Source organism: Pseudomonas sp. JZ114, assembly GCF_051027705.1.
GTDB classification, from domain to species: Bacteria; Pseudomonadota; Gammaproteobacteria; order Pseudomonadales; family Pseudomonadaceae; genus Chryseomonas; species Chryseomonas luteola.
The window spans coordinates 38399-63752 of sequence record NZ_CP069257.1 but is presented as its reverse complement, the minus strand read 5'-3'; the positions used below and the strand labels follow the sequence as shown (position 1 = coordinate 63752).

Here is a 25354-nt window from a genome sequence, read left to right as displayed (position 1 = left end):
GCTCGGTGTTGTTTAATGCATTTGATAATCATTACTATCCGAGCGATATCTGTAAAGCCAAAGATGAGAATTAATATCATCTTTATTGTAAATGATTATCGTTTTAATATACTCGCACTGGTTCGCTAGACGGATGTCTAGCCATGCCGCTCTACCCTAACCTTCAAGGAAATCCCCTATGAGCCTGTCTACGTTAGAGCCTGCCGTTGCGTGCGATCTCTTTAAGGAGTGGCAACGTCTGCGCCTGGAAAAACCCTCTATACGTGCACGTGATGCCGCCCAACAGCTGAAGGTCAGCGAGGCGGAGCTTGTAGCCAGTCGAATTGGGAACGATGTGATCCGCCTGCGTCCTGAATGGAAAGCGCTACTGGGTGAGCTTGCCAACTTGGGACCTGTCATGGCGCTTACGCGCAATGAATACTGCGTCCATGAGCGCCAGGGGCCTTACCGCGAACTGGCCATATCAGGAAATGGTCGTATGGGGTTGGTCGTCTCGCCCGACATCGATTTACGGCTGTTTCTCTCAGGCTGGACATTTGCGTTTGCGGTAGACGAAGTGACTTCGCGCGGCCTGTTACATAGCCTTCAGGTCTTTGATGCACAAGGGATGGCGATTCATAAAGTCTATCTGACTGAGAACAGTCATAAGGATGCCTGGGAAGCGCTGAAGACACGCTTTAAGGAAACTGAGCAAAGCTGCGAACTGACACGGGTACCGTTGAAAGCGCGCGTACCGCCCTGTTCCGATCAGAAGGTTGATATCGAGGCCCTGCGCTCAGGGTGGGCGGAGCTAAAGGATACCCACCACTTCCATGCGCTCCTGCAGCGACTGGGCATCGCCAGAACCCAGGCCTTACGACTGGCGGGCAAGGAGTGGGCTGAATCATTGAATGTGGACGCGCTGCCCCAGGTCATGAACGCTGCCGCGGCACAGCAATTACCCATCATGATATTTGTGGGCAACCAGCACTGTATTCAGATCCATACCGGAACCCTCACAACACTCAAGTGGGTAGACACCTGGTTCAATGTATTGGACAGTGCCTTCAATCTGCACCTGCAAACGTCGGGTATCCATACACTCTGGCGCGTGCGTAAACCGAGTGTGGACGGCATCATTACCAGCCTTGAGGTGTATGACCACAACGGAGAACTGATCATGCAGATGTTTGGCGCACGTAAACCTGGCCAACCCGAACGTGCACAATGGACAGCCCTGGCGGAGTCTGCTCAGTGAAAAAGATTCGTCTTGCCATCGGACTTCTGCTCTGGGCTACCGCCGTGGTCGTTTTATCTGCCGAGCAGCCCCAACGCTGGGTCAGTGCAGGCGGCTCGCTGACTGAATGGATCGCCGTACTGGGCGGTCAATCCCGACTGGTTGGCGTAGACACTACAAGCCAGCACCCCGAATCGCTTCAAGCACTGCCCAGGATAGGTTATCAACGCCAGCTCAGCGCTGAAGGCATTCTTACTTTGCGGCCAGACATACTGGTAGGCAGCGAAGAGATGGGGCCGCCTCCCGTGCTTGATCAACTGCGCAGAACAGGAGTGCGAGTAGAGACCTTGTCGGCCGAAGCCAGTCTGGACACCCTGCACCGTACCCTGGAAGCACTGGGTACCTGGCTGGGGAGACCGGAAGAGGCCCAAAGGCAATTTGCCCGCTACAGTGATGCGTTGCACAGCCTGGAATCCCGCATTCATGCAGCTCAGGCGCATCACGCCAGCCCTGGCGTGCTACTACTGATTGGAGGCACGGGAGATCGGCCGTTGATCGCAGGGCCCGGTACACTCGGCGATTGGCTGATCAAGCAGGCAGGAGGTATCAACCTGGCGACGCAGCCAGGATACAAGGCGCTCTCCAGCGAAGTGCTGGCTGGGCTTGACCCGGCGTATATCATTATTGCCGACCGCCGCCTTGAGGGCGCTACTGCTGCGCAGGCGCTGTTAAAGCAGAATCCTGCCCTAGAGCAAAGTCAGGCCGTGCGTGAAGGAAACCTACTGCCTATTGATGCCACCGTACTGGTAGGCGGACTGGGACCTCGTCTGCCGGAAGTAGCGGAGCACCTAGCCGGACAGTTTTACCTGCAAGATCTTCCAGAGCCGGCAGCCGGACAACCATGAGCCTGCGCGCATCGCCTCGGTTATTGCTTATAGGGCTGATCGGCTTGACCCTGCTCAGCCTGTGGCTGTCACTGGCGCTGGGGCCGCTTCGCCTCCCCCTGGGCGAAACGTTGCGCGCGCTGGCTCATCTTTCCGGTCTACCTGTTACCGCCAGTGACCAGGCTCTACTGGTAGTTGGACAGATTCGTTTGCCTCGCACCCTAATGGGCCTGATGGTTGGTGCGGTGCTGGCATTGACGGGCGTTGCCATGCAGGGGCTTTTCCGCAATCCCCTTGCAGACCCTGGCCTGATTGGAGTGTCCAGTGGAGCGGCGTTGGGCGCAGCCCTGGCAATTGTCGGTGGCGAATACCTCTTCATCCTGCCGATTGGGCTCCAGCCTTATCTGCTGTCATTGTTTGCCTTCATGGGCGGCCTGGTGATTACTGCCATCGTTTACCGGCTGGGTTGCCGGCACGGTCAGGCACACGTCGCCACCATGCTCCTGGCAGGTATTGCGTTAACGGCCATGGCAGGCGCTGCCATAGGCCTGCTCACTTATCTGGCTGATGACACCACGCTGCGCCTGCTGACGTCCTGGAATCTGGGGAGTCTGAACGGTGCCAGCTATGCCCGGCTATGGCCGCTGGTGGGGATTGGCCTGGCCGTAGCGCTATGGTTGCCCCGGCGTGCCGACGCCCTGAATGCGTTGCTTCTTGGAGAGTCCGAGGCACGACACTTGGGTATCGATGTAGAGCGACTCAAGGGCGAGCTGATCCTGTGTACTGCTTTAGGTGTAGGTGCCGCAGTCGCAGCAGCAGGCCTGATCGGCTTCGTAGGACTGGTCGTGCCCCACCTGCTCCGCTTGATTACAGGGCCTGACCATCGGGTACTCTTACCCAGCGCACTGTTTGGTGGCGCCAGCCTGTTGCTTCTGGCCGATATCATTGCACGCCTGTTGCTGGCGCCCGCCGAATTGCCAATAGGGATCGTGACTGCTCTTATCGGGGCGCCCTTCTTTTTGTTCCTGCTGTTGCGACGGGCCATGTAATGCTCAAGGCAACAGAATTAAGCGTTCAGCATGCTACCGGGTGGCGTATTCGTGACATTGATCTGGAACTGCGCAGCGGCGAAATCCTGGGAGTTATCGGTCCCAACGGCGCGGGGAAAAGCACACTCTTTGGCGCGTTATGTGGAGACATACGACCGACCTCAGGCAATATCATGCTTGGAGCAACGCCCCTAACAGCATGGTCGCCCGAGGCGAGGGCTCTTAATCTGGCTGTACTGCCTCAAACCTCGACGTTAAGTTTTGCGTTTACGGTAAGACAAGTTGCAGGTTTCGGCAGACTACCCCATGCAACAGGCCTCCATACCGATACCCGAATCGTCGATACGGTACTTGATCTTTGCGACCTGGCCGAGCTTGCGCAACGCCACTATACGACCCTGTCCGGCGGGGAGCGCCAGCGAACCCATTTGGCCCGCATACTCGCGCAGCTATGGCCTGCCACCTCTGACAAGGTGCTCTTACTGGATGAGCCGACGTCAGCCCTCGACCCCCATCATCAGCACAGCATTCTGAAGGTGATCAGGCAGATGGCCAATCAAGGGTTAGCCGTAGCCGTCGTGCTGCACGACATGAACCTGGCGGCCCGCTACTGCGACAGGCTGCTTCTGCTCAAGCATGGTCAAATGGAGGGCTTGGGCAGCCCTGAAGAAGTCTTATGCCCCGATCGCCTCAAGGCAGTGTTTGATCTGGACGTCTTGATTCAAGAGCACCCAGTGCATGGCCATCCGCTGGTGATCTACCTGTAGCCTTGAGCGGAGCCGGCGAAAGGAGTGCCGGCTCGCTATTCGCAGTGTTAGATACCGTCTTTGGCCAGATCCATGGCGAAATAGGTAAAGATCAGATCGGCACCGGCACGCTTGATCGAGCCTAGGCTTTCCCGTACCACACGGTGTTCGTCAATCGCCCCTGCGGCTGCCGCAAACTTGATCATGGCGTATTCACCGCTGACCTGATAGGCGCCCAGCGGTAGCCTGGAGGCTTCACGAATGTCCCGAATGATATCCAGGTAAGCACCAGCGGGTTTTACCATCAGCGCGTCCGCGCCTTCCTGTTCATCCATCAGGGATTCACGGATCGCTTCGCGGCGGTTCATGGGATTCATCTGGTAGGCATTGCGATTGCCTTTGAGTGCGCTGCCACCGGCTTCGCGGAACGGGCCATACATCGCCGACGCAAACTTGGTGGAGTAGGACATGATCGAGGTATTGATAAAGCCTGCTTCATCCAAAGCGCTGCGAATCGCGTGCACCTGTCCATCCATGGCCGCCGACGGCGCAATGAAGTCTGCACCGGCCTGCGCGGCAGCAACGGCTTGCTTGCCCAGGTTGATCAGCGTGGCATCGTTGTCGATGTGGTCATCATGAACGATGCCACAATGACCGTGACTGGTGTACTCGCAGAAACAGGTATCGGACATGACGATCATTTCCGGTACCGCGTCCTTGCAGATGCGTGTCATACGTGAAACCAGACCGTCCTCATGCCATGTATCGCTTCCATCATGAGACAGGTGATGAGACACGCCAAAGGTCATGACCGACTTGATACCAGCGCGAGCATAACGCTCGATTTCGCTGGCCAGCCTGGATTCGGGGATACGCATGACACCCGGCATGGCTTTGATCGGAACGAAATCATCGATTTCTTCCTCGACGAAGATCGGCAGTACTAGATCATTGAGGCTCAGCTCAGTTTCCTGAAACATCGAGCGAAGCTGATCGGACCGGCGAAGACGGCGTGGGCGAGAAAGAGGGAAAGAACTGGGCACTTGAAACCTCGCAATAAACAAAATCTGTAGCAGATTCGACGTCTGACGAGCGGAGGGATGGCCACGGCAATAGGAAGGATTCTGAAAGTCGAGCCGAAGGACTCAGCGGATCGTCATTTCATTAGCATACTACTGAACAGACGTTTTATGTCGCCCCTTCAGCGCGTCATGTTGCCGCGCATCGTTTTCATCGTAGCAAGGTAGATGATAGGCACCACAAGGCCGTGCAGATATCACAAGACGGACGTTCCTCTATTGAACTCGCCCACCCACCACCTTTCAAAGAACGATAGCGAAACGCTTATTTGAACAACAACCCCAGCACTGGAGAACCTTCATGAAAGTGGCAGAATTGACCAAGCATGTGAAGGACGGAGATGTTAAGGAAATCCATTTCGTTTCCATGGAGGGCGGCTCTTTCGTCATACATGCGTTAATGAATAATGAATCCCATCCCGTTGTGAACGATCACGGTGAAACGCTGCATATCGCCTCGGTCGAAGAAGGCCGAAAAACACTGGTCAATCTGAAGGGAGACGTTCAGCTATTCCTGGTTCAGCCTGCAGTCTACGAAGAGATGGTCGGGCAAGACAGCACGCCCCAGGCTTCCAAGCAGCCCATTCCCCTGCATGGCAACTCCATGGGCCAAAGAAACAACTAGGACTGCTGAGCCTGATGTATTCAGGCTCTGTCGTTCCATCCTAGCGACGGACACCACCAGCCAAACAGTTCTTTACGGCCTTAGCATCACCCTCTTAAATACACGCATAGGGTTAAGAGCCGCTAACAAAACCCATTTCTGGTTAGCTGGTATAGGCAAGCACACGCCTGATACTCGCTGAAATTGCCTATTTTAGACCCTCTGCCTGCGCTCACTTGATCAGGTTTTGTTAGCGGCTCTTAAAACGCCCGTACGTGTGCTTATGAGCGCGCTCGTAATGATTTTCCAGAGTGTGAAATTCAAAGGTAGCGGCGAGCCGCGTAACCATACAGAGCTGCTCAGCTGATGCGAGTGTGCAAGCACTTGTCAATCCACTCTTCGAACTATGTTTCTTGAGCACGTCTTGCACCGCTTGCTGCATGTAGTCGACAGGCTTTGCGAGTTCGGGATCTGCCCAGTCTGGACAGGGCTATAGCTTATCTTTTTGGATCATTGAGCTATGACCGCACCACTCTTAAGGAGCATGAACGCCCAAGGACCTATAGGCTTGACCAAATTCACGACGGCATCTTTACTCTCCATGGCTCGCGTTCTCTTCGCGAAGCAAAGTGTTGTGCACTGACCTATATTATTAACAGGGAATAACTATGAAAATAATGGATAGTTCCGTTCTCAAAGAATGGTACCTCAGTGAATACAGCGCCTGTGATCACGGCACTTTGTTTGGTGAATTACGAGGGGAGCTCAAGAATTTTTTTTCCAGGCTACCTGATGGCCCGGGTGCAGCGCTTGAGCTTGGGTGTGGAGACGGTCGTAATCTCACTGCCTTGGCGCGTAAAGGTTATACCTTAAACGGCGTAGACATGGTCGATAGCACGGTTCATAGCCGTGAACTCAATCCTTGGCTACAGGGCATGAACTTTCAGCAGACTGACATTTTGACCTATACGCCTGAGTTCGAAAGTTACGATGTGCTTATATGTTAAGAAGTTCTCCACTTTTTCACGAAAGATGAGCTTCAGAAGGTGATGCCAAAGATAATCAGCGCAGTGAAACCAGGCGGATATGTTTTTCTGGATTTACTGTCGGATCTAACCCGTTTTTTTCAAGCGACTGGAGAGCCTTTCATTTGGGATAAAGAGGCCGGACTATCGATCCAGGACAGCGAAGCCTTTTTCGATGCTTGGCTTAGTGATTTCGATATATTCGAATGCAATCACTTTTTTGATAAACAAAGTTGGCCTTTGAGCGATGCCAAAAGCTTGCCTATAGATCCTTACACATGGCAGGGCACCTATGTCTCGTTGTGTGCGCGAAAACGTAAATGACTTCAGGACGTTTCGCATAAAGGAATGTCGAGCATGCAGCTTTTCCATAAAGTCATTGCAAGTAACGCCAATAGATATCCGACAAAGCCGGCCATCGTTCTCGACGGGCAAGTAACTTCATATCAGGTGTTGCAAAAGCGGATAGACGACATCGCGTCGGCGCTGTCGATGCTCGGTGTCGCGCCAGGCGACCGTGTGGGTTTGTACGCATCGATCTCTATAGACTTAATCGCCTGCTACCTGGGACTGCTGAAAATAGCAGCGATCACCTCTGCGACTCATCACACCCTAAATCGAACAAAGCTAATTGATCAGCTCAAGCAATCTGGCGCCCGGACCCTGATAACCGACTATACCGATGATTTACCTAGCCTGATCGAAGAAGCTGGTCTCGAACTTGTTTTGCTTACCACTCCAATTCCGATAGCGGTACCTCGCGTTATTCAGCTTGCCGAGGCAGTCTTGAGGCATGGGAACAAAACAAATGTAGTTGCCTCATCCCTTATCGACGATGCTGAAAGGCCTACATCGATTTTCTATACCACGGGTTCAACCTTCAATCCTAAGGGCGTGCTCGTCAACCACCGCATAATGCTGGCAGCTTGTAGTCGGGTTACGGAGTACCTGAAGATTGCCCCTAAGGATCGTATCCTCAGCTATTCGACACTAGCATCGGACTACGGCGTCTATAACGTGGTGATGCCATTATACGCTGGGGCCACCAGCGTCATTGAAACTAGGCCCGCACTTAGCGCAGAAGATGTATTCGCGGTCGTCGAACGTGAGAGCGTCACCGCAATGCACGTATTTCCTCCAGTGTTCTTCCTGCTAGCTAACACAGGAACAGAGTGTCAAGTGCGAGTGCCAAGCTTGCGTTACATATCCAGCAGCGGGCAGGCCCTTCACACTCGACACATCCAGCGAATTCGCAAAGCGCTGCCTCAGGTGCAAATCTTTTCCAACTACGGGCTCACGGAATGTAAACGAGTAAGTTATTTGTCTCCTGAGGAAATTGACCGCCGCCCAACGTCAGTAGGTAAGCCTTTACCCGGTGTCAGTCTGTACTTGTTGGACGAGCAAGACCAAGTCATCTATCAGCCCGGCGAGGTTGGTGAGCTTCTTGTGACAAGCGACTACCTGATGCTCGAGTATTGGAACATGCCCGAGGCGAATGCCAAAGCCTTTATCTACGATGCCTTCGGTCATTCACGGTTGTACCGCACTGGCGACCTATTCAAGCAGGATGCCGAGGGCTATCTTTACTATGTCGCCCGCAAGGACGACGTTTTCGCGCGCAATATGTGGAACGTCAATCCAAGAGAAATTGAGGAGTGCCTAGCCTCGCACCCAGCTGTTGCCGAGGTGCTAGTGGTGCCGGTCGCTGACGAATCAGCCGGGCACGTGCCAAAGGCTTACATCGTGCTTGATATCGATCATCGACAAACGAGCGGACAGATGCTGATCGACTACTGCAAGGTGCATTTGGACTGGCACATGGTTCCGACCCAGTGCGTATTTCTCGAAGCTCTCCCAAAAACCGATTCGGGCAAATTTAATGCTAAAGGTCTGATCCGATACTAGAGGCTATGCTATGAAGACGCCACTCCAGAAAATAGATTGCACTGCCCTCGACCGCGACCTGCAACAAAGTGCGATGCTCAAACTCGCGGGACACTTCCACAGTCTGGCCACAGGCGCGAGTCAAGTACCTCTACAGTCCCTGGACAGTCATCTGCGGTCCATGATCCGAGACCCACAGGTCCTCGACTACCACGATCAACTAATCGCAAATGCTGGACCATTATTCTCCCACTTCCTGGCAAGCGTGCCATACATTCTTGAAGAGCTCGCCAGAGTTGGCGTCGCTCTCACCCGCTTAGCTCACGCAGATAGCGCAGAAACAGGCAAAACCTTTAGTCTATTCGAGGTAGACGCGTTTGATGGTAGTAACGGCTGTGCCCTTGCCAGCCATTCGCACGGACTGATCCGCAGTTTTACCTCCTCTCCGAACTTGGCCAATCAAATACCCTTTGAGCGGCACGCTGATCCGGCGCTTTCGCTTTTCTTTCCAGAATCCGTGTTTAAGGTAACCCCCGCTCTGCTGCAAGCCCCAGAATATGGTCAATTCAGCGAGGGTTTTGACTTTATTTATGAGATGGCGGCATTCCAGTTCTATTCAAAGGATCGAGCCAGCCAGATCTCCCATATCAAGCAATTTCTGAAGCCAAGTGGGCTAGTATTTTTTCTAGAAAAGCTCAATCACCCTGACCCAGATGAGTATAACCTACGGGAACGGATCAAGGATGAGGAATTCAAGACCCGATACTTCAGCGAAGAAGAGATCCACTGGAAACGTCAACAGATGCTCGAGCAAATGCATAAATGGCCAAGTCACATTCGAAGAACTTGTCAGCGCTTTGTCCGCACGTTTCAAAAGCGTGCACCTACTCTGGAGCAGCAGTAACTTCTGTGAATTCGTTGCCTCAGACGACCCAGAAAAGGTTAAGCAGTTTGTGGAACTACTAGGCCCGGTAGTTCAGCCATCCGGTTTTTGCTTTGAAGCTGTGCGTCTTGGCGATCTAGGCACCATGCTAAGCGGTGATAAGGCGCTTGTAGATGCTTAACACCGCAGAGCAAGCGATACATCGCAACGCATTGTCCTTGCCCTGTCACAGGGCAGCTCACTACTTGCCTCTATGGCGCGATCGAGCCGTATCCGCTGAAAAAAATCGTCGGCTGAGCAGTGACACATTCGACGAATTGTTTACCGAAGGCTTGCTAGATCTAGTATCGCCACTCGCTCCGATCACACACACCGGTAACTGGCCGACATTAGTAGAAAGCGCGCGTATCGCCGCTCGAGCGTGTCCGTCAACAGGTTGGATGCTTGCGCTAGTCGGCGGTCACGGCTCAATTATACGTCGCCTCCCTTCTACCTGCATCGATCAGCTGTACAACGATGGCCCACGCCAGCTTTTTGTCTCAGCGTCCACCAGCGCCGATAGCCTATTGTCCTTTGAGCCTGAAGGTATACGGGTCGACGGACGATGGCGCTTCAGTTCAGGCATTGAGGATGCTACTTGGCTGATGCTCAACGCACCTTGCCTTACGCACCCCGAAGCTGCTCACACACCACGTTTTCTGGTGCTAGTACCCGCTAATGAAGTTGAAAAGCTTGAGACCTGGGACAGTTGCGGTATGGCGGCAACAGGATCTCACGATGTAATGACCAGCGGGTTAGTAGTGCCCGATGATCGCGTCTTTGCGCTGCATGAGGTGTTCGCCCAGAACCTGTTTGCGCTAACGCCCGACTACATCGATAGGTCGCCCTTGGTTCCCTACCTCACCACATCGATCGTTGGCCCGCTATTGGGCTGTGCCGAGGGTGCTCTTGCGGCGTTTGTAGCGACGTTCAACGGTCCCATGATGATGAAAGATCCTCGGATTTCCGAACAGGCCGCTCACTCGGCCGCGCAGCTATATAGCGCAGAGCTTTTGTATGACTCGCTAATCACTCGGCTGCATGAGGCAGGGGTTAATGACTGGGTTCTAGACACTCAGCATCTATTGCAGCTCAAACGTGATCGCGCCTACTTAGCTCAACAGTGCGTGCAGATTGTACGCCGTCTTGTGGAGAGGCTCGGCGCTTCATCCTTGGCGGCCTGCAACCCGCTTCAGCGCCACTGGCGTGACATCCAAGCGATGGCTGCACACCGCGACGTAGCTTGGTACGAAGCGATGCAGGCCAGCGGTGAAGCCATTCTACGGTCCTCCATTGTAAATGCTCCAGAGACCTGATTTTTCCAATCGGCTATCCCAGAGAGGTTTCAAATGTTCGTTCGAAATAAATCCGATGTTGAGAAAACCCCTTACTTCGTTGAATGGGGCGCCGGGACTAGTCACCGTCTACTTACTGAGCGCGATGCCATGGGCTTTACATTGTGCCACACCGTTGTCCGCGCGGGCACAGAGTCACTTTTGCATTACCGAAACCACTTGGAGGCGTGCTATTGCATCGCAGGAGTAGGTGAAGTCGAGGACATGCAAGGCAATGTATTTCCGATCCGACCTGGAGATATCTATGTGCTTGATCAACATGACCGGCATATTTTACGCGGAGGTAGGGAAGAGGACTTGGTGCTAGTGAGCGTCTTCAATCCGCCACTGCGTGGTGACGAGCGACATAATCTCAATGACAGTTCAGGGTCCGCTTACTAGTGTTTCTTCTGGCCGCTATGCAACATCGCTTACTCTTGAGGATTCTTTATGCGTAAGGATTACCTCGCTTTTTTCATCTCACTTTTTCTATCGAGGTTGGCGGATCAGATACTGTTATTTATTGTGCCGCTGGTGGTGTTCCAGACCACCAACAGTGCTTCATTGGCGGGACTAGCTTTTTTCGTCGAATCACTGCCGCGATTTCTTGTGTTCCCGTTGTGCGGCGCCCTTTGCGACAAATACCCACCCATTAAGATCCTGCACATCAGTCAGATCTACAGGGCGATCCTCTGTGTACTGGCAATGACGCTCTACGTAATCTTTGACGGCATCGGCTGGTTAGTGTTGCTGTCGGCACTGTGCGGAGTACTTACCACGCAAGGCGTCATGGCTCGTGAAGTACTGATGCCGCATATCTTCCAGCACTACAGCTACACTAAGACCTTGTCCTACTCCCAGATCGCCGACCAGACAGGACTGGTGCTCGGGCCTCTGGTAGCGGCATTGATGCTTGAGGTTTGGGCTTGGCATTGGGTAGTGCTTTGGATCGCTGGATTGTTCCTTCTAGCTGACCTGAGCATGCTGGCGTGGCAACGTCTTAGCCGTATCACGCTAGAGGTGTTTGAGCAGCATCAAGACATCTGGCTGCAGCCCTTAAGAATCGCTTTTGGCCATATCCGTAGAATGGCGGAACTGAAAAAGATCATCACTCTAGCGGTAGGAGTTAATCTGATCGTCGGTGTCACTTTGTCTACCTCAGCAGCAATGGTCATTGGCCAGTACGGCGCCGGTAAGGATACCTATGCAGGTCTGCAAGCGGCAGGAGCGGTAACAACAATCGTGATTCTGTTTCTTCTAGCTCGGATTGTTTTGCCTCTGCGAGTACTCGGGGGTGTCGGATATTCAATGATTGCAATTGGGGCATTTATGAGCGCGCTAAGTCCGAACCTGATCGGCTATGTGCTAGGTTTTCTATTGATCGTAGGTTTCGACAAAATGTTCAATGTCTATATGCGCACTATCCGGCAGCGGGTGATCCCAACCCGGGACTTCGGCAAGACGGTAGGCGTGATCACGCTGCTGAACAACATGTCCCAGCCCTTGGCAGGTTTATTGGTAGCTTTTTTAGCTGCGCCATTGGGCACCCAGAATGTCATCTTAATTTTGGCCGTGCTAACTACTCTTCTTGGGGTATTTGCTATGTGGTGGTACGCAAAGGAACGCGGCCGCTTCCCGACCCCGATTTTCGAGGCTGACCAAGAAGCTGGAAAGAAATCCGTATCCGCTAAACGCTAAATCACTCTAGGATATAACCGTAGCGCTTCAGAGCGCTGCGATCCTCGACGAGATCCCTTATACAACATCATCCGAATCTGCGGTTCGTTCTCAGAAAAGATGCTCCCAGTCGCCCGTCATGTCCAAAAATATCACAAGAGCGGCCAAGCCCAGCCGGTCCCGTATCGTGGTCAATGTTTGTAAGCATAGGTACGCTCTACTACTCAGCGATAGCGGCCAAGTCGCTCCTTGCTGTCTACACCCTTACAGGCGATTCGATCGGTGATCTCTCGTTTGCATAGATGCCTGTGACAGCGCTCTATGTCGTAAGCCTCGTCAGCATGAAGTCTCGCGGGCCAACGGCTAACTCCTTCTGGTTTACCTCGAAGCGTTGATAACACATCAACCAGTGGCTCAAACATAACCGAGTCATGCCTATTAGCACCGCTGATATAAAAGGCGAGTGGCGCGCCGTTGCGATCGGTAATTAGGTGCCGCTTGCTGCCAAGCTTGCCCCGAGCCGTCGTGTACATACGTCCCCGGGGCTAGATACGCTGGCGGCATCTATACTGGCTCGGCTTAGATCCAGGCGAACCGCGCCACGCAATTCTTCGAGCAGGACACGGTGCAAGCGGTACCAGACACCACACGCCTGCCATTGCTTAAGACGCCTCTAGCAGGTCATACCACTGCCGTAGCACAGTTCCTGGGGTAGACCTTACCAGGGGATGCCGGTACGCGGAGAAATATGAGGCCATTAAGGGCAAGCTCATCATCCAGAAAAGGGCGGGCGTCTTTGGGTGAGATTTTATGCTCTGGTAATAGCGGCTTGATGCGCTTCCACAGCGCAGCCGTAATCTCTTTGCGATGTCTCATACCTCTATCGTGGACATAGCCAAGCTTAGATTCAAGAGGGTTTTGTTAGCGGCTCTAAATACTCTTCCGGCTGCAATGCAGAAGTTCTAACCTGGACGCCTCATCTGTCAGGTTCATACATCACAGATATTGCTTGCGAAAGCGCTCATACAATTCATGCAGCTCTCGTGTACAGGCGTCTGCATCATCGAGTTGATATAGCTGCGTTCTGGCAGCGTCTACGGCAGCATCATGGAGCTTTCGTGCAAAGGCCAGATAGTCCGCACGCTCCATATCACCCGTCTTTTCCAACACATCACCAACCGCTCCGCTGGCGTTGTCCGTAGGCATCTGCGCTCCTTAATTTCACTACTTCATTGAATTAAGACACGGTGATTCTAACCATAGCACTTTGCTATTAAGCAACGTTTACGTGACCTTTACGAACGGATACATTGACGTGAGGCAAGGGATACAGTGCTTAAACCATAGAGAAACCTTTGAGTAGGATTGCCCCTCACGGCATGGCAAGCTCAACATGCCATTAAGCATGAGCTGCGTAGTGCTTCATTCAAGAGAAGTTACGGTTCAGAGCAGTGCCGGCTGTCAGACCCAGCCAGTTTCAAAGCTCCTTCTGCGGGCACTGTGTAAGCAGCTCCCGCAGTGGGTAGACCATAACCGGATCGATTGCCCAACCGAGCATGAGTGGTATGGAAAGCCTTGCTAACGCTAGCAATCCAGATGTCTCTATCACTGCTTACTGCTAATACGTAGTAGAGGTTGCTGTTGTTACCTGAGAGGTCTATACACCAGGCTGGCCTAGCGTCGCAATCTCAACCGGCACGCCGCTCAAGGTTTTTACAGCCTCATCAATTCTGGTCCAGTCCACTTGAGCGCTCGGCCCCAGATCCGTCCGCTGAATGAGCGCATTGACCAAGGCAGTTTTCTGATCGATCACCGCTGGCTGCCCTGTTTTTGTCGATAACGGCTGGTGGGCTTGGATATAGAGCTTTCCGCCGCTGACACCAAACTCATAGGGCTCATTGATGAAGCGCACTGGGGTTCCTACAGGAACCATGCCTACCAGTTCCGTTATATCCTTGTTGAGCAAGTGAATGCACCCATGGCTGACCTGCATGCCAATCCCAAATTTCTGATTGGAACCATGGATGAGATAGCCCGGCAGGCCCAGGGTCAGCTTGTAGGGCCCCAGCGGGTTGTCCGGCCCGGGCGGTACAACCGTAGGCAGGATGTCACCCTCCGCTGCATGTTCCGCGCGGATGGACGCGGGCGGATACCAGCTAGGGTCCTTGATCTTGCCGGTGATCTTCGTTGTGGTTACGGGCGATCCCCATCCCTCGCGGCCGATACCGATAGGATAAGTAAAGACCGTATGACCGTCTTTGGGGAAGTAGTAAAGACGATACTCCGCCAGGTTTATTACGATGCCTTCACGAGGCCCCGGCGGCAGAATGAAACGGGTAGGCAGTACAATCTTGGTACCTGCCCCCGGCAGCCAAGCATCGACGCCCGGGTTGGCAGCAACCATTGCGTTGTAGCCCAGATCATAGGTGTCATCCAGATCAGCGAACGTGTCTTCGTACTTGGCCTCGATCACCTGAACCTGCCCGATGATGTCCTCACCCGGCGGAGGCAGAGGAAACTCAAGCGCCATAAGCGGACTTGAAAACAGGCTGACCGCCCACGTCATCCCGACCACAGACAAGGCACGTGTCCACATAGGAAGATCCTTCGATAGTACTCGATCAATAAGATGACTATTAGATTGAGCCGGCACGACTTAAGACACACTTAGTAAACAAACATTACTTGACGCTCTTCTACTAAGACCGTCCAGGTGCATCATTTGCACCCCTGTCATTTCATTAATCGGCTCGCGAAGCCGTTTCGCCGGTACACTAGGGCAGTTATTACGCCAGTACGCCTTCATCTTCTCACTCTGTGGCTGGCCGGTCTTAATTCTTTAGCTCAGCGTTTATTCATGTTCTCAAAAATTCCGCTTCAGGATCACGAGCGCAACGCCAAGATGGCGAACCGCCGCGTCTTCGTTTTTTCGGTAATCACGTTCTTTCTGTTTCTCGTCCTGATGGGCCGAATGTATTACCTACAGGTCATCACCTATGGCTACAACACGACCCTATCGGAAAATAACCGTGTTCATGTTCTTCCTATCCCACCGGCTCGGGGCTTGATCTATGATCGCAACGGTGTCGTGATCGCGGGCAACAAGCCAAGCTTTGACCTCACCCTGACCAAAGAGCGTGCCGGAAAGTTGGATGAGGTCCTGCATAACGTCATCAAGACGCTGGATCTTCCTGAGGAAGACCTGGAAGATTTCGAACACGTTGTGCATCAGGTTCATCGCCCCTACCAGCCCATCACGCTGATTTCCGATCTGTCGGAGGAGCAGATTGCCAAGCTGGCCGTCAATCAGTTCATGCTGCCCGGTACGGATGTCGAAGCGCACTTCATTCGCCATTACCCCTACGGTGATGACTTTGCTCATGTAGTTGGTTATGTCGGGCGCATCAATGATGCAGAGCAGAAGAAACTCGACGAGACCAATTACAGCGGCACCGATATCATCGGCAAGACGGGTGTAGAACACTTCTATGAAGACGAACTGCACGGGCAGGTTGGCTACGAAGAGGTCGAAACCAATGCCCGTGGTCGCATCCTGCGTACCTTGAGCCGCACCAATCCGATACCGGGCAAAGACATCACGCTGAGTCTGGATATCAACCTGCAAAAGGCCGCTGAACACGCCCTGGGTGATCGCCGAGGCGCCATCGTGGCCCTCGACCCGAACACAGGCGAGGTTCTTGCCATGGTGAGCAAGCCCAGCTTCGACCCCAACCTGTTCGTCAAAGGCATCAGCTTCAAGGATTATGCCCAGCTGCGGGACTCCATCGACCGTCCTCTCTACAACCGGGTGCTGCGCGGACTTTATGCTCCCGGCTCGACCATCAAGCCGGAAGTCGCCATCGCAGGGCTGGATACCGGCGTGATCACACCGGCCACGCGCATCTTCGATCCCGGTTATTACGAGTTGCCCAATTACGATCACAAATATCGGAACTGGAACCGTAATGGCGATGGCTGGGTGGATCTGGATGCCGCCATCATGCGCTCCAACGACACCTACTTTTATGAGGTGGCCCATCGTCTGGGTATCGATAACCTGCACGACTATCTGTCGCACTTTGGATTAGGACAGCGTGTGTCCATCGACATGGATAGCGAGGCGACCGGCCTGATGCCGTCCCGGGAATGGAAGCGCGCCACACGCCGGCAGATGTGGTATCCCGGTGAGACGCTTATCCTGGGAATTGGCCAGGGCTATATGCAGGTCACACCGCTTCAGCTCGCCCAGGCTACATCGCTGATTGCCAGCAAAGGCGTATGGCATCGACCTCACCTGGCCAAGCTCATAGGTGACTCGCCAATACAGGACCCAAACCCAGTGCCAAACATCAAGCTGCATGACCCGCGCGTGTGGGATGCCGTGAACGAAGGCATGCAGATGGTGATGCATGCCCCTCGAGGCATCGCACGACAGGCTGCTCAGGGGGCGCAGTACCGTATCGCCGGCAAGAGTGGTACGGCGCAGGTGGTCGCCATACGGCAGGGTGAACGGTACGACCGCACCAAAGTCAAGGAACGTAACCGTGACAATGCGCTGTTTGTAGGGTTTGCCCCGGCAGAAGATCCGAAGATCGTGGTGGCGGTCATGATCGAGAACGGTGAGGCGGGAGGCCGTGTAGCAGGCCCTGTGGTGCGGGAGGTCATGGACGCCTGGCTTCTCAATGCAGACGGTCATCTGAAGGAGCAGTACGCGCACAGCCCCAAAAACTCCTCGGATGTACACGGCTAAATCTGGAGTGACCGGGCCGGTTTACGGCCCGGTTTTCTTATTTAGCGTGAAAAACCGGCAGAACGTACTCTGCAATCTCCTCCATCGTCTGGGCTACAGGACGCTGATTACGCCGGAAATGCAGGCCGATATGCTGCACACCGGCCGCCTTCATGGCCTCAAGCTCTTTGATCAGCTCCCGACGCCCCGCCGCAATACCAAAGCGATGTCGCACCAAGGAGGCGTTCGGGTCCGCCAGCAGGTCCAGATGGATAAAGCTTATGTATGGCTTGTCACCGGCAACGCTGCGCCAGAGTGCGCTGCGCTGTACATGCTCAACGGGTGTTCCAGGATAAGCCAGCAAGCCATCCATCTGCTCACCGATCCAGTCCGGCCGCTGTTGGGCCATACCGGCGACTAACAGCGGTAACGGCTCTGCCGGACGGGGCAGCAACCGTATACCCGCAGGCAGTTTGGTCGCGCCCCAATCGCGGAACATACCGATCTGGGTTCGAAACGCATGGCTGCGGCTGTCATAGCTTTTGCCAAACACCGGATACTCCACTGGCCTGTCGCCGCTGGCGACACCTAATAGCAGTCGTCCCTTGCTCAGTTGGTGAATGGTTGCGGCGGACTTCATGGTCAGCATCGGCTCACGCAGCGGCAACACAATGGCGGCCGTACCAAGCAGAATGCGCTCCGTAATACCGGCCAGATAACCCAGATAACTAAACGCCTCGAATACCTGGGCGGCATCGCCAAACTCCGGATCGTATAGCGGCACATCGCGTATCCACAGGGCCCGGTATCCTAGCCGATCCGCCAGCCTTGCCAGTTCAGCATGCGCCTCAAGGTCAGGCTCGCCGGGTAGGCGGCCGGCGTGCTGCCGTGCCAGCCCACCCGCTGCCGTCCAGTCATTATCCAGAGGAAGCTCGATCCCAATGCTGAAGCCTTCGGCAGTCAATGCTCTCAATGCAGATGACATACAAGACTCCTATCAGTGACTTGGCGTGAGTGTAGTGCGGGATGGCATCGCTGCACTCGGGTTACGCTGATCCAATCGGCCACTGAGTAGGGTCAGCCCCAATGCAACCAAGACCACCAGCCCGCCGATCCAGGCCGTATGAATAAGCCCGACCTGCGCAACGATATGCCCACCCAACCAAGCGCCCCCGGCAATGCCTAGGTTGAACGCGGCAATGTTAAGACCAGAGGCCACATCCACCGCCTGCGGCGTATGCTGCTCCGCCTGCTGGACAACATATACCTGCAGACCCGGCACGTTGCCAAACGCCACCGCTCCCCAGACCAGTACGGTTGCCAATGCCAACCAGATATGGCTTGCAGTAAAGGTCAATACGAACAACACCGCAGCCAACAGTGCAAAGATAATCATCAGCGCACGGATAGGACCACGTTTATCGGCCAGCTTACCGCCCCAGATATTACCGATAGCCACCGAGATACCGTATATCAGCAATACCAGGCTGACCGCATTCGCACCAAGCCCGGTGATGTCTTGCAGTATCGGCGCCAGGAACGTAAAGGCAATGAAGGAGCCACCGTAACCCACTGCAGTCATGGCATATACCAGCAGTAGCCGAGGGGCTTTCAGTACCTGCAGTTGCTGCAGCAAAGACGCAGGCTTGCTGTGCTTGATGTCTGAAGGAACAAACATCAGGCTCCCAATAAAAGCCATTATTCCCAATGCCGAAACAGCCAGAAATGTTTCTCGCCAGCCCACATGCTGCCCAATGAATGTGCCCAGCGGGACACCTGTCACCAGCGCAACCGTAAGGCCGGTAAACATGATGGCAATGGCACTTGCCGCTTTCTCCTTTGGCACCAGACTAGTCGCGATGGTCGAGCCGATGGAGAAGAACACACCGTGGGCCAGGCCAGTCACGATACGAGCCAGAATCAGTGACTCATATCCAGGTGCCCGCCACGCCAGAAGGTTACCTAGCGTGAATAACACCATCAGCGCCAGCAGGAGAAACTTACGTGGAACCCGGCCGGTCAGCGCAGTCAATACAGGCGCCCCTACCGCAACACCCAAAGCGTACAGACTGACCAGCAGACCCGCTGATGGCAACGTAACCTGCAAATCAGCTGCAATGGTAGGAATAAGACCGACAATGACAAATTCAGTAGTCCCAATGGCAAAGGCGCTAAGCGTTAGCGCCAACAAGGCAATAGGCATGAAAAAGACTCCGTTGAAGTAGATGAAGCCAGTGTGCGCGTCTTATTCATGCCTAAAAATAGGGTTTCAAGCATATTATTTTTGATTAAAATTCACGAATGAAAACGACCCTCGATGAATTACTTGCGTTTACCACCGTAGTGGATACCGGTTCCATTACCGCAGCCGCCGACCATTTGGACCAAACGGCCTCTGGTGTCAGCCGGGCCCTCAGCCGACTCGAAGAAAAGCTCGACGTCACCCTGCTCAGACGGACGACGCGCCGGCTTGAGTTGACAGAGGAAGGCGAGACATTGCTGACTCAGGCGCGCAAGATCCTGGCGGCCGTTGAAGAAACCGAAGAGCAGATGGCCATACGGCGGCAACGCCCGGCGGGACGTTTGCGCGTGAATGCCGCCTCGCCCTTCATGCTGCATGCACTGGTCCCGCTTGTAGAAGGGTTTCACAAGCGTTATCCCGAAATCGAACTGGAGCTGCACAGCAGTGACCAAATCATCGACCTGATCGAACACCGTACGGACATCGCCATCCGGATTGGTACGTTGAAGGACTCAACTCTACATGCTCGACCGCTTGGCAGCAGCCGGTTACGGGTACTGGCCAGCCCCACTTACTTGAAAGCGAACGGCCAGCCTCATTCCGTTGACGAACTGGATCATCACCAGCTGCTCGGCTTTACCCAACCCGAAAGTCTAAATCAGTGGCCCCTGCGTCACCCACTGGGAGACAGCCTCTCTGTTAACCCTGCGCTCAAGGCTTCCAGCGGCGAGACGCTCCGTCATATGGCCTTGCAAGGCATAGGGATCGTTTGCCTGTCCGATTTCATGACGCAGCGCGACCGAGTCTCCGGTGAGCTGATAGAGCTGCTCTCCCGGGAAACGGTCGAGGCGCGACAACCGATTCATGCGGTTTATTATCGCAACACCGCCCTCGCCTCCCGCATCACATGCTTTCTGGATTACGTGACCACTGCGCTGGGCCAGGAGCCTTGGGCTCAGGTGGGCACACCGCCTTAGAAGGCTCTAACTCCAGCTGGCAAAGCAGCACCCATAACCAAGAACACTAATCGTGTTCTTCTGGTCCCACATGTTCTAGAGCCAGGCACTTCCGCTATGCCCGACCTAGAACAGCGATTATCGGATCAACGGTGTGCTTGCAGCGGGCACAAACCGCCGAGGCAGTGCTAACGTCGCTGTAAGCCCGGATCGTACTCCAATCTCTAGTCCTGGCTTCGGTAGGCGGGAAGCGCTTCGATAGATCAAGCTGCTTGAATATCATTCTTTGCGGTAGTTGCTATCTAACATGACCGATAAATACAGGACTGCGGTAGACGCGGCTGCCATTTTCTCCGAAACCGATCCAGACGGGACCATTACCTACGTTAACGATCAGTTCTGTGCCGTGTCGGGTTACAGCAAAGAGGAGCTTCTAGGCTCCAACCATCGTATTCTGAACTCGGGCCAGCATCCGCAGGAGTTCTACGATAGCATCTGGGCCACCATCACCCGGGGTGAGATCTGGAAGGGAGAGATCTGCAATCGCCGCAAGGATGGCTCCCTGTACTGGGTAAACAGCACCATCGTGCCGATTACGGACGACGAAACCCAGAAAGTCGTCAAATACATCTCAATCCGCTTCGATGTGACCGAGCATCAGGAGCTGCTTCAAGCACTGCAGTGGCGGGCGTCCCATGACGTGTTGACTGGCCTGCCTAATCGGGCATTGCTGCATGAACGCCTGGGCATGGCTATTTCCTCAGCTCGCCGCCATCACCGCCTACTCGCGCTGGGCATGCTTGATCTGGATGGGTTCAAGATCATCAATGATACCTACGGGCATGCCATCGGGGATCGCCTGCTGGTAGAAGTGGCCAATCGATTGCACGAAACGCTCCGTGAGGAGGATACATTGGCCCGAATGGGGGGCGACGAGTTTGTCCTGATCCTCAACGACATCCAACTGCAAACACTCCCCATCAGCCTGCGCCGCCTACTCGAAACGCTTTCCCAGCCCTACGAGATTGATGGCCAGAGTCTGGAGATTGCCGGCAGCATCGGCGTTACTATCTACCCCAATGATAACGAGGATCCAGATACCCTTTTGCGCCATGCCGACCAGGCCATGTATCAGGCCAAGCAAGACGGACGAAACCGCTTTCAGATTTTTGATGTGCCAACCAACAACGAAGCGCGGGCAGCCTCCCTGATGCTGGCACGTCTGGAGCAGGCCCTGATGAGGCAGGAACTGCGCTTGTATTACCAACCTAAGGTCAACCTGCAGACCGGCAAGGTTATCGGATTCGAAGCCCTGCTACGCTGGCAGAGCCCCTATGAGGGATTGGTTCCTCCGCTTCAATTCCTGCCTTTCGTCGAACGCAATGACCTCATCGTGGAGATTGGTGAATGGGTCATCGATCAAGCCCTGCGTCAAATCAAGCAGTGGAGTCTCCTGGGTCATAGCTGGCCGGTGAGTGTCAATATTGCTGCCCGGCACTTTCAGAAACCCAACTTTGTCGAGCGCCTGCGGACGATACTGGACCGGCATCCGGAAGTTTCACCAAACCTGCTGGACATCGAGATCGTCGAGTCGACTGCCATCGAGAACATGGAGCATGTCACGCATTGCCTGATGGCCTGCCAAGCCATGGGCGTAACCTTTTCACTGGATGACTTTGGGACGGGTTACTCCTCCCTGAGCTACCTCAAGCGCTTGCCCGCCCAGACCATTAAAATTGATCAATCGTTCGTGCGCGACATTTTGACTGACAAGGAAGATCTAGCCCTTTCCGAAGCCATTATCGGTCTGTCCAAGGCCTTTGACCGAGAGGTACTGGCCGAGGGCGTCGAAACGCGCTCTCAAGGCAAAATGCTGCTTGAGATAGGATGCCAGCTGGCCCAGGGATATGGCATCGCCCGGCCCATGCCTGCCGATCAGGTCTTGAAATGGGTCGAACATTATTCCCGGTCGCCTTCCTGGGAAGGTGAGAGCCAGCAAGATTTGAGTCCATAAACAGACCGTACGCTTTTACAGCAGCCAGCGTATCGGAATGTGTTTCACCTCTATGACACCTTCATCAGAGCAGCATGGCACACGCAGTTGCGATATCGGCCTTATAGTTTTAAAAATCGAAATAATCCATTCACTAGCAGCCTAATTATTTCCCAATTCAAAGCATTGCATAATGGACACATCAACCCACACGAGTCACCGCAATGACCATTATGAAAGCTGCCCTTGTCACCACCACGCTCCTTCTCGCTGCTCAAGGTGCCTCCGCTGAAGAATCATCCCTGATGCAGGACAAACTACTGATCAAGAATCAGCAAGCCATCCTAATGCAGAAGGAAAAAGCAGAAGCGTCCGCTACCGCATCCGTCAAGCAGGCTGACCCGCAGAAGAAAAACTGCTGAAGTCAGTACTGTGACCAGAAAGATACGTTGGAGCCAGCGACTGTAGTGCTCCAGTGCTCCAACGTGTCGTTAGTTGCAGGCGTCTAGGCTAATGACGACAAGCGGGCAACAAAGGAATAGGTTCAAAAACTGGCTTTTCATTATTCGCTTTTAATACTGCAATCCCGCTCGGTTTGAGGTAATACCTGCTCACGCTTCTATCTGGTCACCTTTTTGATGGGCACACACACAGAAATAATCGCCTCTTTACCTACCGACCGGTAGGTAGCTATTATGATGGCTTGAACAGCTAGTACTGCCACTATTGAAGGCTCCAGTTATGAATCGCTCTCCCGCTGCCGACCGCATTGTTTCAGCAGCCGTCACTCACTTTGCCCACCGCGGTTATGACGCCTCGTCTCTTGCCGACATCGCTGAAGCGGTCGGTATTCGTAAAGCCTCTCTGTACGCGCACTTCGATAGCAAGGACGATCTGTATATGCAGATCTTTGCAGAGGCATTGCGCATGGAGCAGGACATAGCGCACCAGTGTTTTGTATCGGAAGAATCCAAAACCCTACCCGGACTCACCTATTGCACCAACCTGATCGCGCGCTACGATGAGTCCGATTACCTTAAGTTTCTGTTACGTGCAGGCTATATGCCGCCAGCCGTTTTGGCGGTACCTATCTACAGCGGCCATGAAACTTATCTCGCACAACTGCAGGAAGCCTTTACGGGTCGCCTGAGAGCCTGGACCGATACCCCAGACACTTTGGCAGATGAAGATGTTCGGCTCTATAGCCACGCGTATATCGGAATAGTCGACAGCCTTCAGGTCAAGCTGGTCTATACCGATACTGCCCATGCAGCCGTACGACTCACGGCACTGGAGCGCATGCTATCGAACGCCTTGGCAACTGCAATCAAGTCGGGGGCAGTGGCATGAGCCGGATATCAGCTACACGAGACGCCAACACGATTGGCCTGGCGCTGGTGCTCCTGCTCGCGCTGGTCACTGCCCTGGATGCGATGGCTATCGACATGTATCTTCCTGGGATGCCCGCTATGGCAATGGATTTGCAGGTCTCAGAGGGTCGTATTCAACAAACACTTTCCATCTTCCTGGCAGGCCTGGCGGTTGGTCAGGGCGTTTATGGTCTGCTGCTCGACAGCTTTGGCCGACGTACCCCTTTACTGATCGGTGTCGGTATATTTGTTGCCGGCTCTGCCCTTGCCGCGCTGGCCCCTTCGATAGAGTGGCTCATGGCTGCACGTTTTCTGCAGGCCTTGGGCGCAGCGGCTGGTCTGGTGACGCCACGAGCCATCGTCGCCGACCTTTGCACCGTGAAGGAATCCGCACGCATTTTCTCACTGCTGATGCAGGTGATGATGATCGCTCCAATCACCGCGCCCCTATTGGGTGGGTTCTTTCTTGAGCACGGTAGCTGGCGACTTATTTTCTGGTGCCTATGCGGCCTTGGTCTCGCCGGGTTTGTATGGAGCCTTGCGGTTCTGCCCGACTCTCAGCCCAAAGCCCAACGTGCGCCGCTGAATGTTGGCCGAATCATGTCTGCTTACGTTCGACAGATGCGCCGGCCAAACGTGGATGGAGCACCCGAGCGATTGCATTGGCTGGTATGGGATTACATGCGCTGGCAGGAGCCGGGCTGTTTTTACTGGCTCAGGCAGGGCATGCAACGCTAGAGATCTATGGCAGCCTGCTCGCACTCGCAATCGGTGCGCTGGGTCTGGTCTTTGGCAACCTTACCGCACTGACCATGGCCGATGCAGGTAAGCAAGCCGGCATTGCATCTGCACTGATGGGCGTCATGCACTATCTCATGTCTGCCGGTGTGGGTTATGTGGTGAGTTTTGCAGCCGCCGGCATAACTTCGCTTCCAGCAACCATAGGGATCTGCGGTGCACTGGCGCTGGTCTTGTGCGCGTCTATACGCTCTGGTCATGCCATGGAAGAAGCCTCTTCGCACTGAAGTCGCATGGCAAGCAAAGGGTCTTGTTATTCAAGCTTCACCTGACATCAGGCGAAGCAGCAATAGCGTTCCATCCAAAAGGACATCACCATGAACATTATGTATAAGCTGAGTGTTGCGGGTCTTGGTCTGGTCATGAGTGGCATTGCGTTGGCGCAGCCACCTCGAGACCTGACAGCTGAAGAAGCCAACCGGACGTTGGTCCTTACATTTTACGATCAGTTCTTCAATCGTCATGAAACAGCCGAGGCCGCCACAGTGATTGCTAATAACTACCGGCAGCACAACCCTGAAGTACCGGATGGGAAGGCACCTTTTGTGGACTATTTCACAGGCTTCTTCAAGGACAATCCCAATTCAAAGGCCAAGGTTGTACGCAGCGCTACCGAAGGGGATCTGGTGTATCTGCACGTACATTCCACTAACGGGACGAATGATCGAGGCCAGGCGGTGGTAGATATATTCAAGGTCGAGAAAGGCAAGATCGTCGAGCATTGGGATGTCATTCAGGATGTCCCTGAGCAGGCTGCCAACGAAAACACCATGTTCTAGCGACCGTTAATAGCCGTTGATGAAAGAATCAACGGCCTGCTTGATGAAAAGGGCACACCCGTGCCCT

Annotated in this window: 25 protein-coding genes and 1 pseudogene; 20 read left to right on the top strand and 6 right to left on the bottom strand. The window is 54.2% G+C overall.

Annotated features, from left to right (window positions below):
- Positions 1-178 precede the first annotated feature (178 nt).
- The 4 genes from JQR90_RS19805 to JQR90_RS19790 are packed head-to-tail and all read left to right on the top strand — an operon-like array spanning position 179 to position 3916.
- Complete coding sequence (locus tag JQR90_RS19805; protein WP_010798901.1) at positions 179-1237, top strand: hemin-degrading factor; 1059 nt, start codon at positions 179-181, stop codon at positions 1235-1237.
- Positions 1207-2121 (top strand): heme/hemin ABC transporter substrate-binding protein, encoded by a 915-nt coding sequence (locus tag JQR90_RS19800; RefSeq protein WP_051370265.1) that lies wholly within the window; start codon positions 1207-1209, stop codon positions 2119-2121. The genes JQR90_RS19805 and JQR90_RS19800 overlap by 31 nt, the downstream gene beginning before the upstream one ends.
- 50 nt (positions 2122-2171) lie before the next feature.
- On the top strand, positions 2172-3149 hold the full coding sequence (locus tag JQR90_RS19795) for a FecCD family ABC transporter permease (RefSeq protein WP_167670402.1): 978 nt from the start codon (positions 2172-2174) through the stop codon (positions 3147-3149).
- Entirely contained in the window at positions 3149-3916 is a 768-nt protein-coding gene (locus JQR90_RS19790) for a heme ABC transporter ATP-binding protein (RefSeq protein WP_010798898.1), read from the top strand. The genes JQR90_RS19795 and JQR90_RS19790 overlap by 1 nt, the downstream gene beginning before the upstream one ends.
- Positions 3917-3963: 47 nt before the next feature.
- Here JQR90_RS19790 and hemB read toward each other — a convergent pair whose 3' ends face one another.
- The gene (hemB, locus tag JQR90_RS19785) at positions 3964-4938 is read right to left on the bottom strand and encodes a porphobilinogen synthase (protein ID WP_010798897.1); all 975 of its coding nucleotides are present in this window, start codon (positions 4936-4938) and stop codon (positions 3964-3966) included.
- A gap of 337 nt (positions 4939-5275) precedes the next feature.
- Between hemB and JQR90_RS19780 the strand changes: the two genes are divergently transcribed.
- The 8 genes from JQR90_RS19780 (at position 5276) to JQR90_RS19745 (ending at position 12441) form a co-directional block, all read left to right on the top strand.
- Positions 5276-5599, top strand: a complete 324-nt coding sequence (locus tag JQR90_RS19780; RefSeq protein ID WP_010798896.1) for a DUF6482 family protein — start codon at positions 5276-5278, stop codon at positions 5597-5599.
- Between the two features lie 647 nt (positions 5600-6246).
- Positions 6247-6585, top strand: a complete 339-nt coding sequence (locus tag JQR90_RS19775) for a class I SAM-dependent methyltransferase (RefSeq protein ID WP_010798895.1) — start codon at positions 6247-6249, stop codon at positions 6583-6585.
- A gap of 42 nt (positions 6586-6627) precedes the next feature.
- The gene (locus JQR90_RS19770; RefSeq protein WP_010798894.1) at positions 6628-6927 is read left to right on the top strand and encodes a hypothetical protein; all 300 of its coding nucleotides are present in this window, start codon (positions 6628-6630) and stop codon (positions 6925-6927) included.
- Between the two features lie 33 nt (positions 6928-6960).
- Positions 6961-8508, top strand: coding sequence for a class I adenylate-forming enzyme family protein (locus tag JQR90_RS19765; RefSeq protein WP_434140891.1), 1548 nt, complete (start codon positions 6961-6963; stop codon positions 8506-8508).
- A 10-nt stretch (positions 8509-8518) separates the two neighbouring features.
- Positions 8519-9391: a hypothetical protein gene (locus JQR90_RS19760; protein ID WP_010798892.1), complete on the top strand. Its 873-nt coding sequence runs from the start codon at positions 8519-8521 to the stop codon at positions 9389-9391.
- Positions 9392-9543: 152 nt separating this feature from the next.
- Positions 9544-10725, top strand: a complete 1182-nt coding sequence (locus tag JQR90_RS19755; protein ID WP_010798891.1) for a hypothetical protein — start codon at positions 9544-9546, stop codon at positions 10723-10725.
- Between the two features lie 33 nt (positions 10726-10758).
- Entirely contained in the window at positions 10759-11145 is a 387-nt protein-coding gene (locus JQR90_RS19750) for an ectoine synthase (protein WP_010798890.1), read from the top strand.
- A 48-nt stretch (positions 11146-11193) separates the two neighbouring features.
- Positions 11194-12441 carry an MFS transporter gene (locus JQR90_RS19745; RefSeq protein WP_010798889.1) on the top strand — a complete coding sequence of 416 codons (1248 nt, stop codon included), beginning with the start codon at positions 11194-11196 and terminating at the stop codon, positions 12439-12441.
- 206 nt (positions 12442-12647) lie between these two features.
- On the opposite strand, the pseudogene JQR90_RS19740 reads toward JQR90_RS19745, so the two are convergent.
- The 3 genes and pseudogenes from JQR90_RS19740 to JQR90_RS19730 all read right to left on the bottom strand — a co-directional run.
- Positions 12648-13296 (bottom strand): annotated as a pseudogene (locus tag JQR90_RS19740) (IS5 family transposase); the annotation flags it as partial.
- Positions 13297-13416: 120 nt separating this feature from the next.
- A complete protein-coding gene (locus JQR90_RS19735) occupies positions 13417-13626 on the bottom strand; it encodes a hypothetical protein (RefSeq protein WP_010798888.1) in 210 nt (69 codons plus the stop codon).
- A 451-nt stretch (positions 13627-14077) separates the two neighbouring features.
- A complete protein-coding gene (locus tag JQR90_RS19730; protein ID WP_434140887.1) occupies positions 14078-15016 on the bottom strand; it encodes a L,D-transpeptidase family protein in 939 nt (312 codons plus the stop codon).
- A 306-nt stretch (positions 15017-15322) separates the two neighbouring features.
- Here JQR90_RS19730 and mrdA point away from each other — a divergent pair, with 306 nt between their 5' ends.
- Positions 15323-17170, top strand: coding sequence for a penicillin-binding protein 2 (gene mrdA, locus JQR90_RS19725; RefSeq protein WP_434141127.1), 1848 nt, complete (start codon positions 15323-15325; stop codon positions 17168-17170).
- A 37-nt stretch (positions 17171-17207) separates the two neighbouring features.
- Here the strand turns inward: mrdA and JQR90_RS19720 are convergent, their stop codons facing one another.
- Positions 17208-18134: a TIGR03571 family LLM class oxidoreductase gene (locus tag JQR90_RS19720; RefSeq protein ID WP_010798885.1), complete on the bottom strand. Its 927-nt coding sequence runs from the start codon at positions 18132-18134 to the stop codon at positions 17208-17210.
- A gap of 12 nt (positions 18135-18146) precedes the next feature.
- On the bottom strand, positions 18147-19352 hold the full coding sequence (locus JQR90_RS19715) for an MFS transporter (RefSeq protein ID WP_010798884.1): 1206 nt from the start codon (positions 19350-19352) through the stop codon (positions 18147-18149).
- A gap of 98 nt (positions 19353-19450) precedes the next feature.
- Here JQR90_RS19715 and JQR90_RS19710 point away from each other — a divergent pair, with 98 nt between their 5' ends.
- The 7 genes from JQR90_RS19710 to JQR90_RS19680 all read left to right on the top strand — a co-directional run bounded on the left by JQR90_RS19710 (position 19451) and on the right by JQR90_RS19680 (position 25287).
- Positions 19451-20368 (top strand): LysR substrate-binding domain-containing protein, encoded by a 918-nt coding sequence (locus JQR90_RS19710; protein WP_010798883.1) that lies wholly within the window; start codon positions 19451-19453, stop codon positions 20366-20368.
- Between the two features lie 286 nt (positions 20369-20654).
- A complete protein-coding gene (locus JQR90_RS19705; protein ID WP_010798882.1) occupies positions 20655-22361 on the top strand; it encodes a putative bifunctional diguanylate cyclase/phosphodiesterase in 1707 nt (568 codons plus the stop codon).
- 203 nt (positions 22362-22564) lie between these two features.
- Positions 22565-22762 carry a hypothetical protein gene (locus JQR90_RS19700; RefSeq protein WP_010798881.1) on the top strand — a complete coding sequence of 66 codons (198 nt, stop codon included), beginning with the start codon at positions 22565-22567 and terminating at the stop codon, positions 22760-22762.
- Positions 22763-23081: 319 nt separating this feature from the next.
- The gene (locus tag JQR90_RS19695; protein WP_010798880.1) at positions 23082-23690 is read left to right on the top strand and encodes a TetR/AcrR family transcriptional regulator; all 609 of its coding nucleotides are present in this window, start codon (positions 23082-23084) and stop codon (positions 23688-23690) included.
- Positions 23687-24448: an MFS transporter gene (locus JQR90_RS19690; RefSeq protein ID WP_010798879.1), complete on the top strand. Its 762-nt coding sequence runs from the start codon at positions 23687-23689 to the stop codon at positions 24446-24448. Before JQR90_RS19695 ends, JQR90_RS19690 begins: the two co-directional genes overlap by 4 nt.
- Positions 24382-24735 carry a hypothetical protein gene (locus JQR90_RS19685; protein WP_051370264.1) on the top strand — a complete coding sequence of 118 codons (354 nt, stop codon included), beginning with the start codon at positions 24382-24384 and terminating at the stop codon, positions 24733-24735. Before JQR90_RS19690 ends, JQR90_RS19685 begins: the two co-directional genes overlap by 67 nt.
- A 90-nt stretch (positions 24736-24825) precedes the next feature.
- Entirely contained in the window at positions 24826-25287 is a 462-nt protein-coding gene (locus tag JQR90_RS19680; protein WP_010798878.1) for a nuclear transport factor 2 family protein, read from the top strand.
- The last annotated feature ends 67 nt before the right edge of the window (positions 25288-25354 follow it).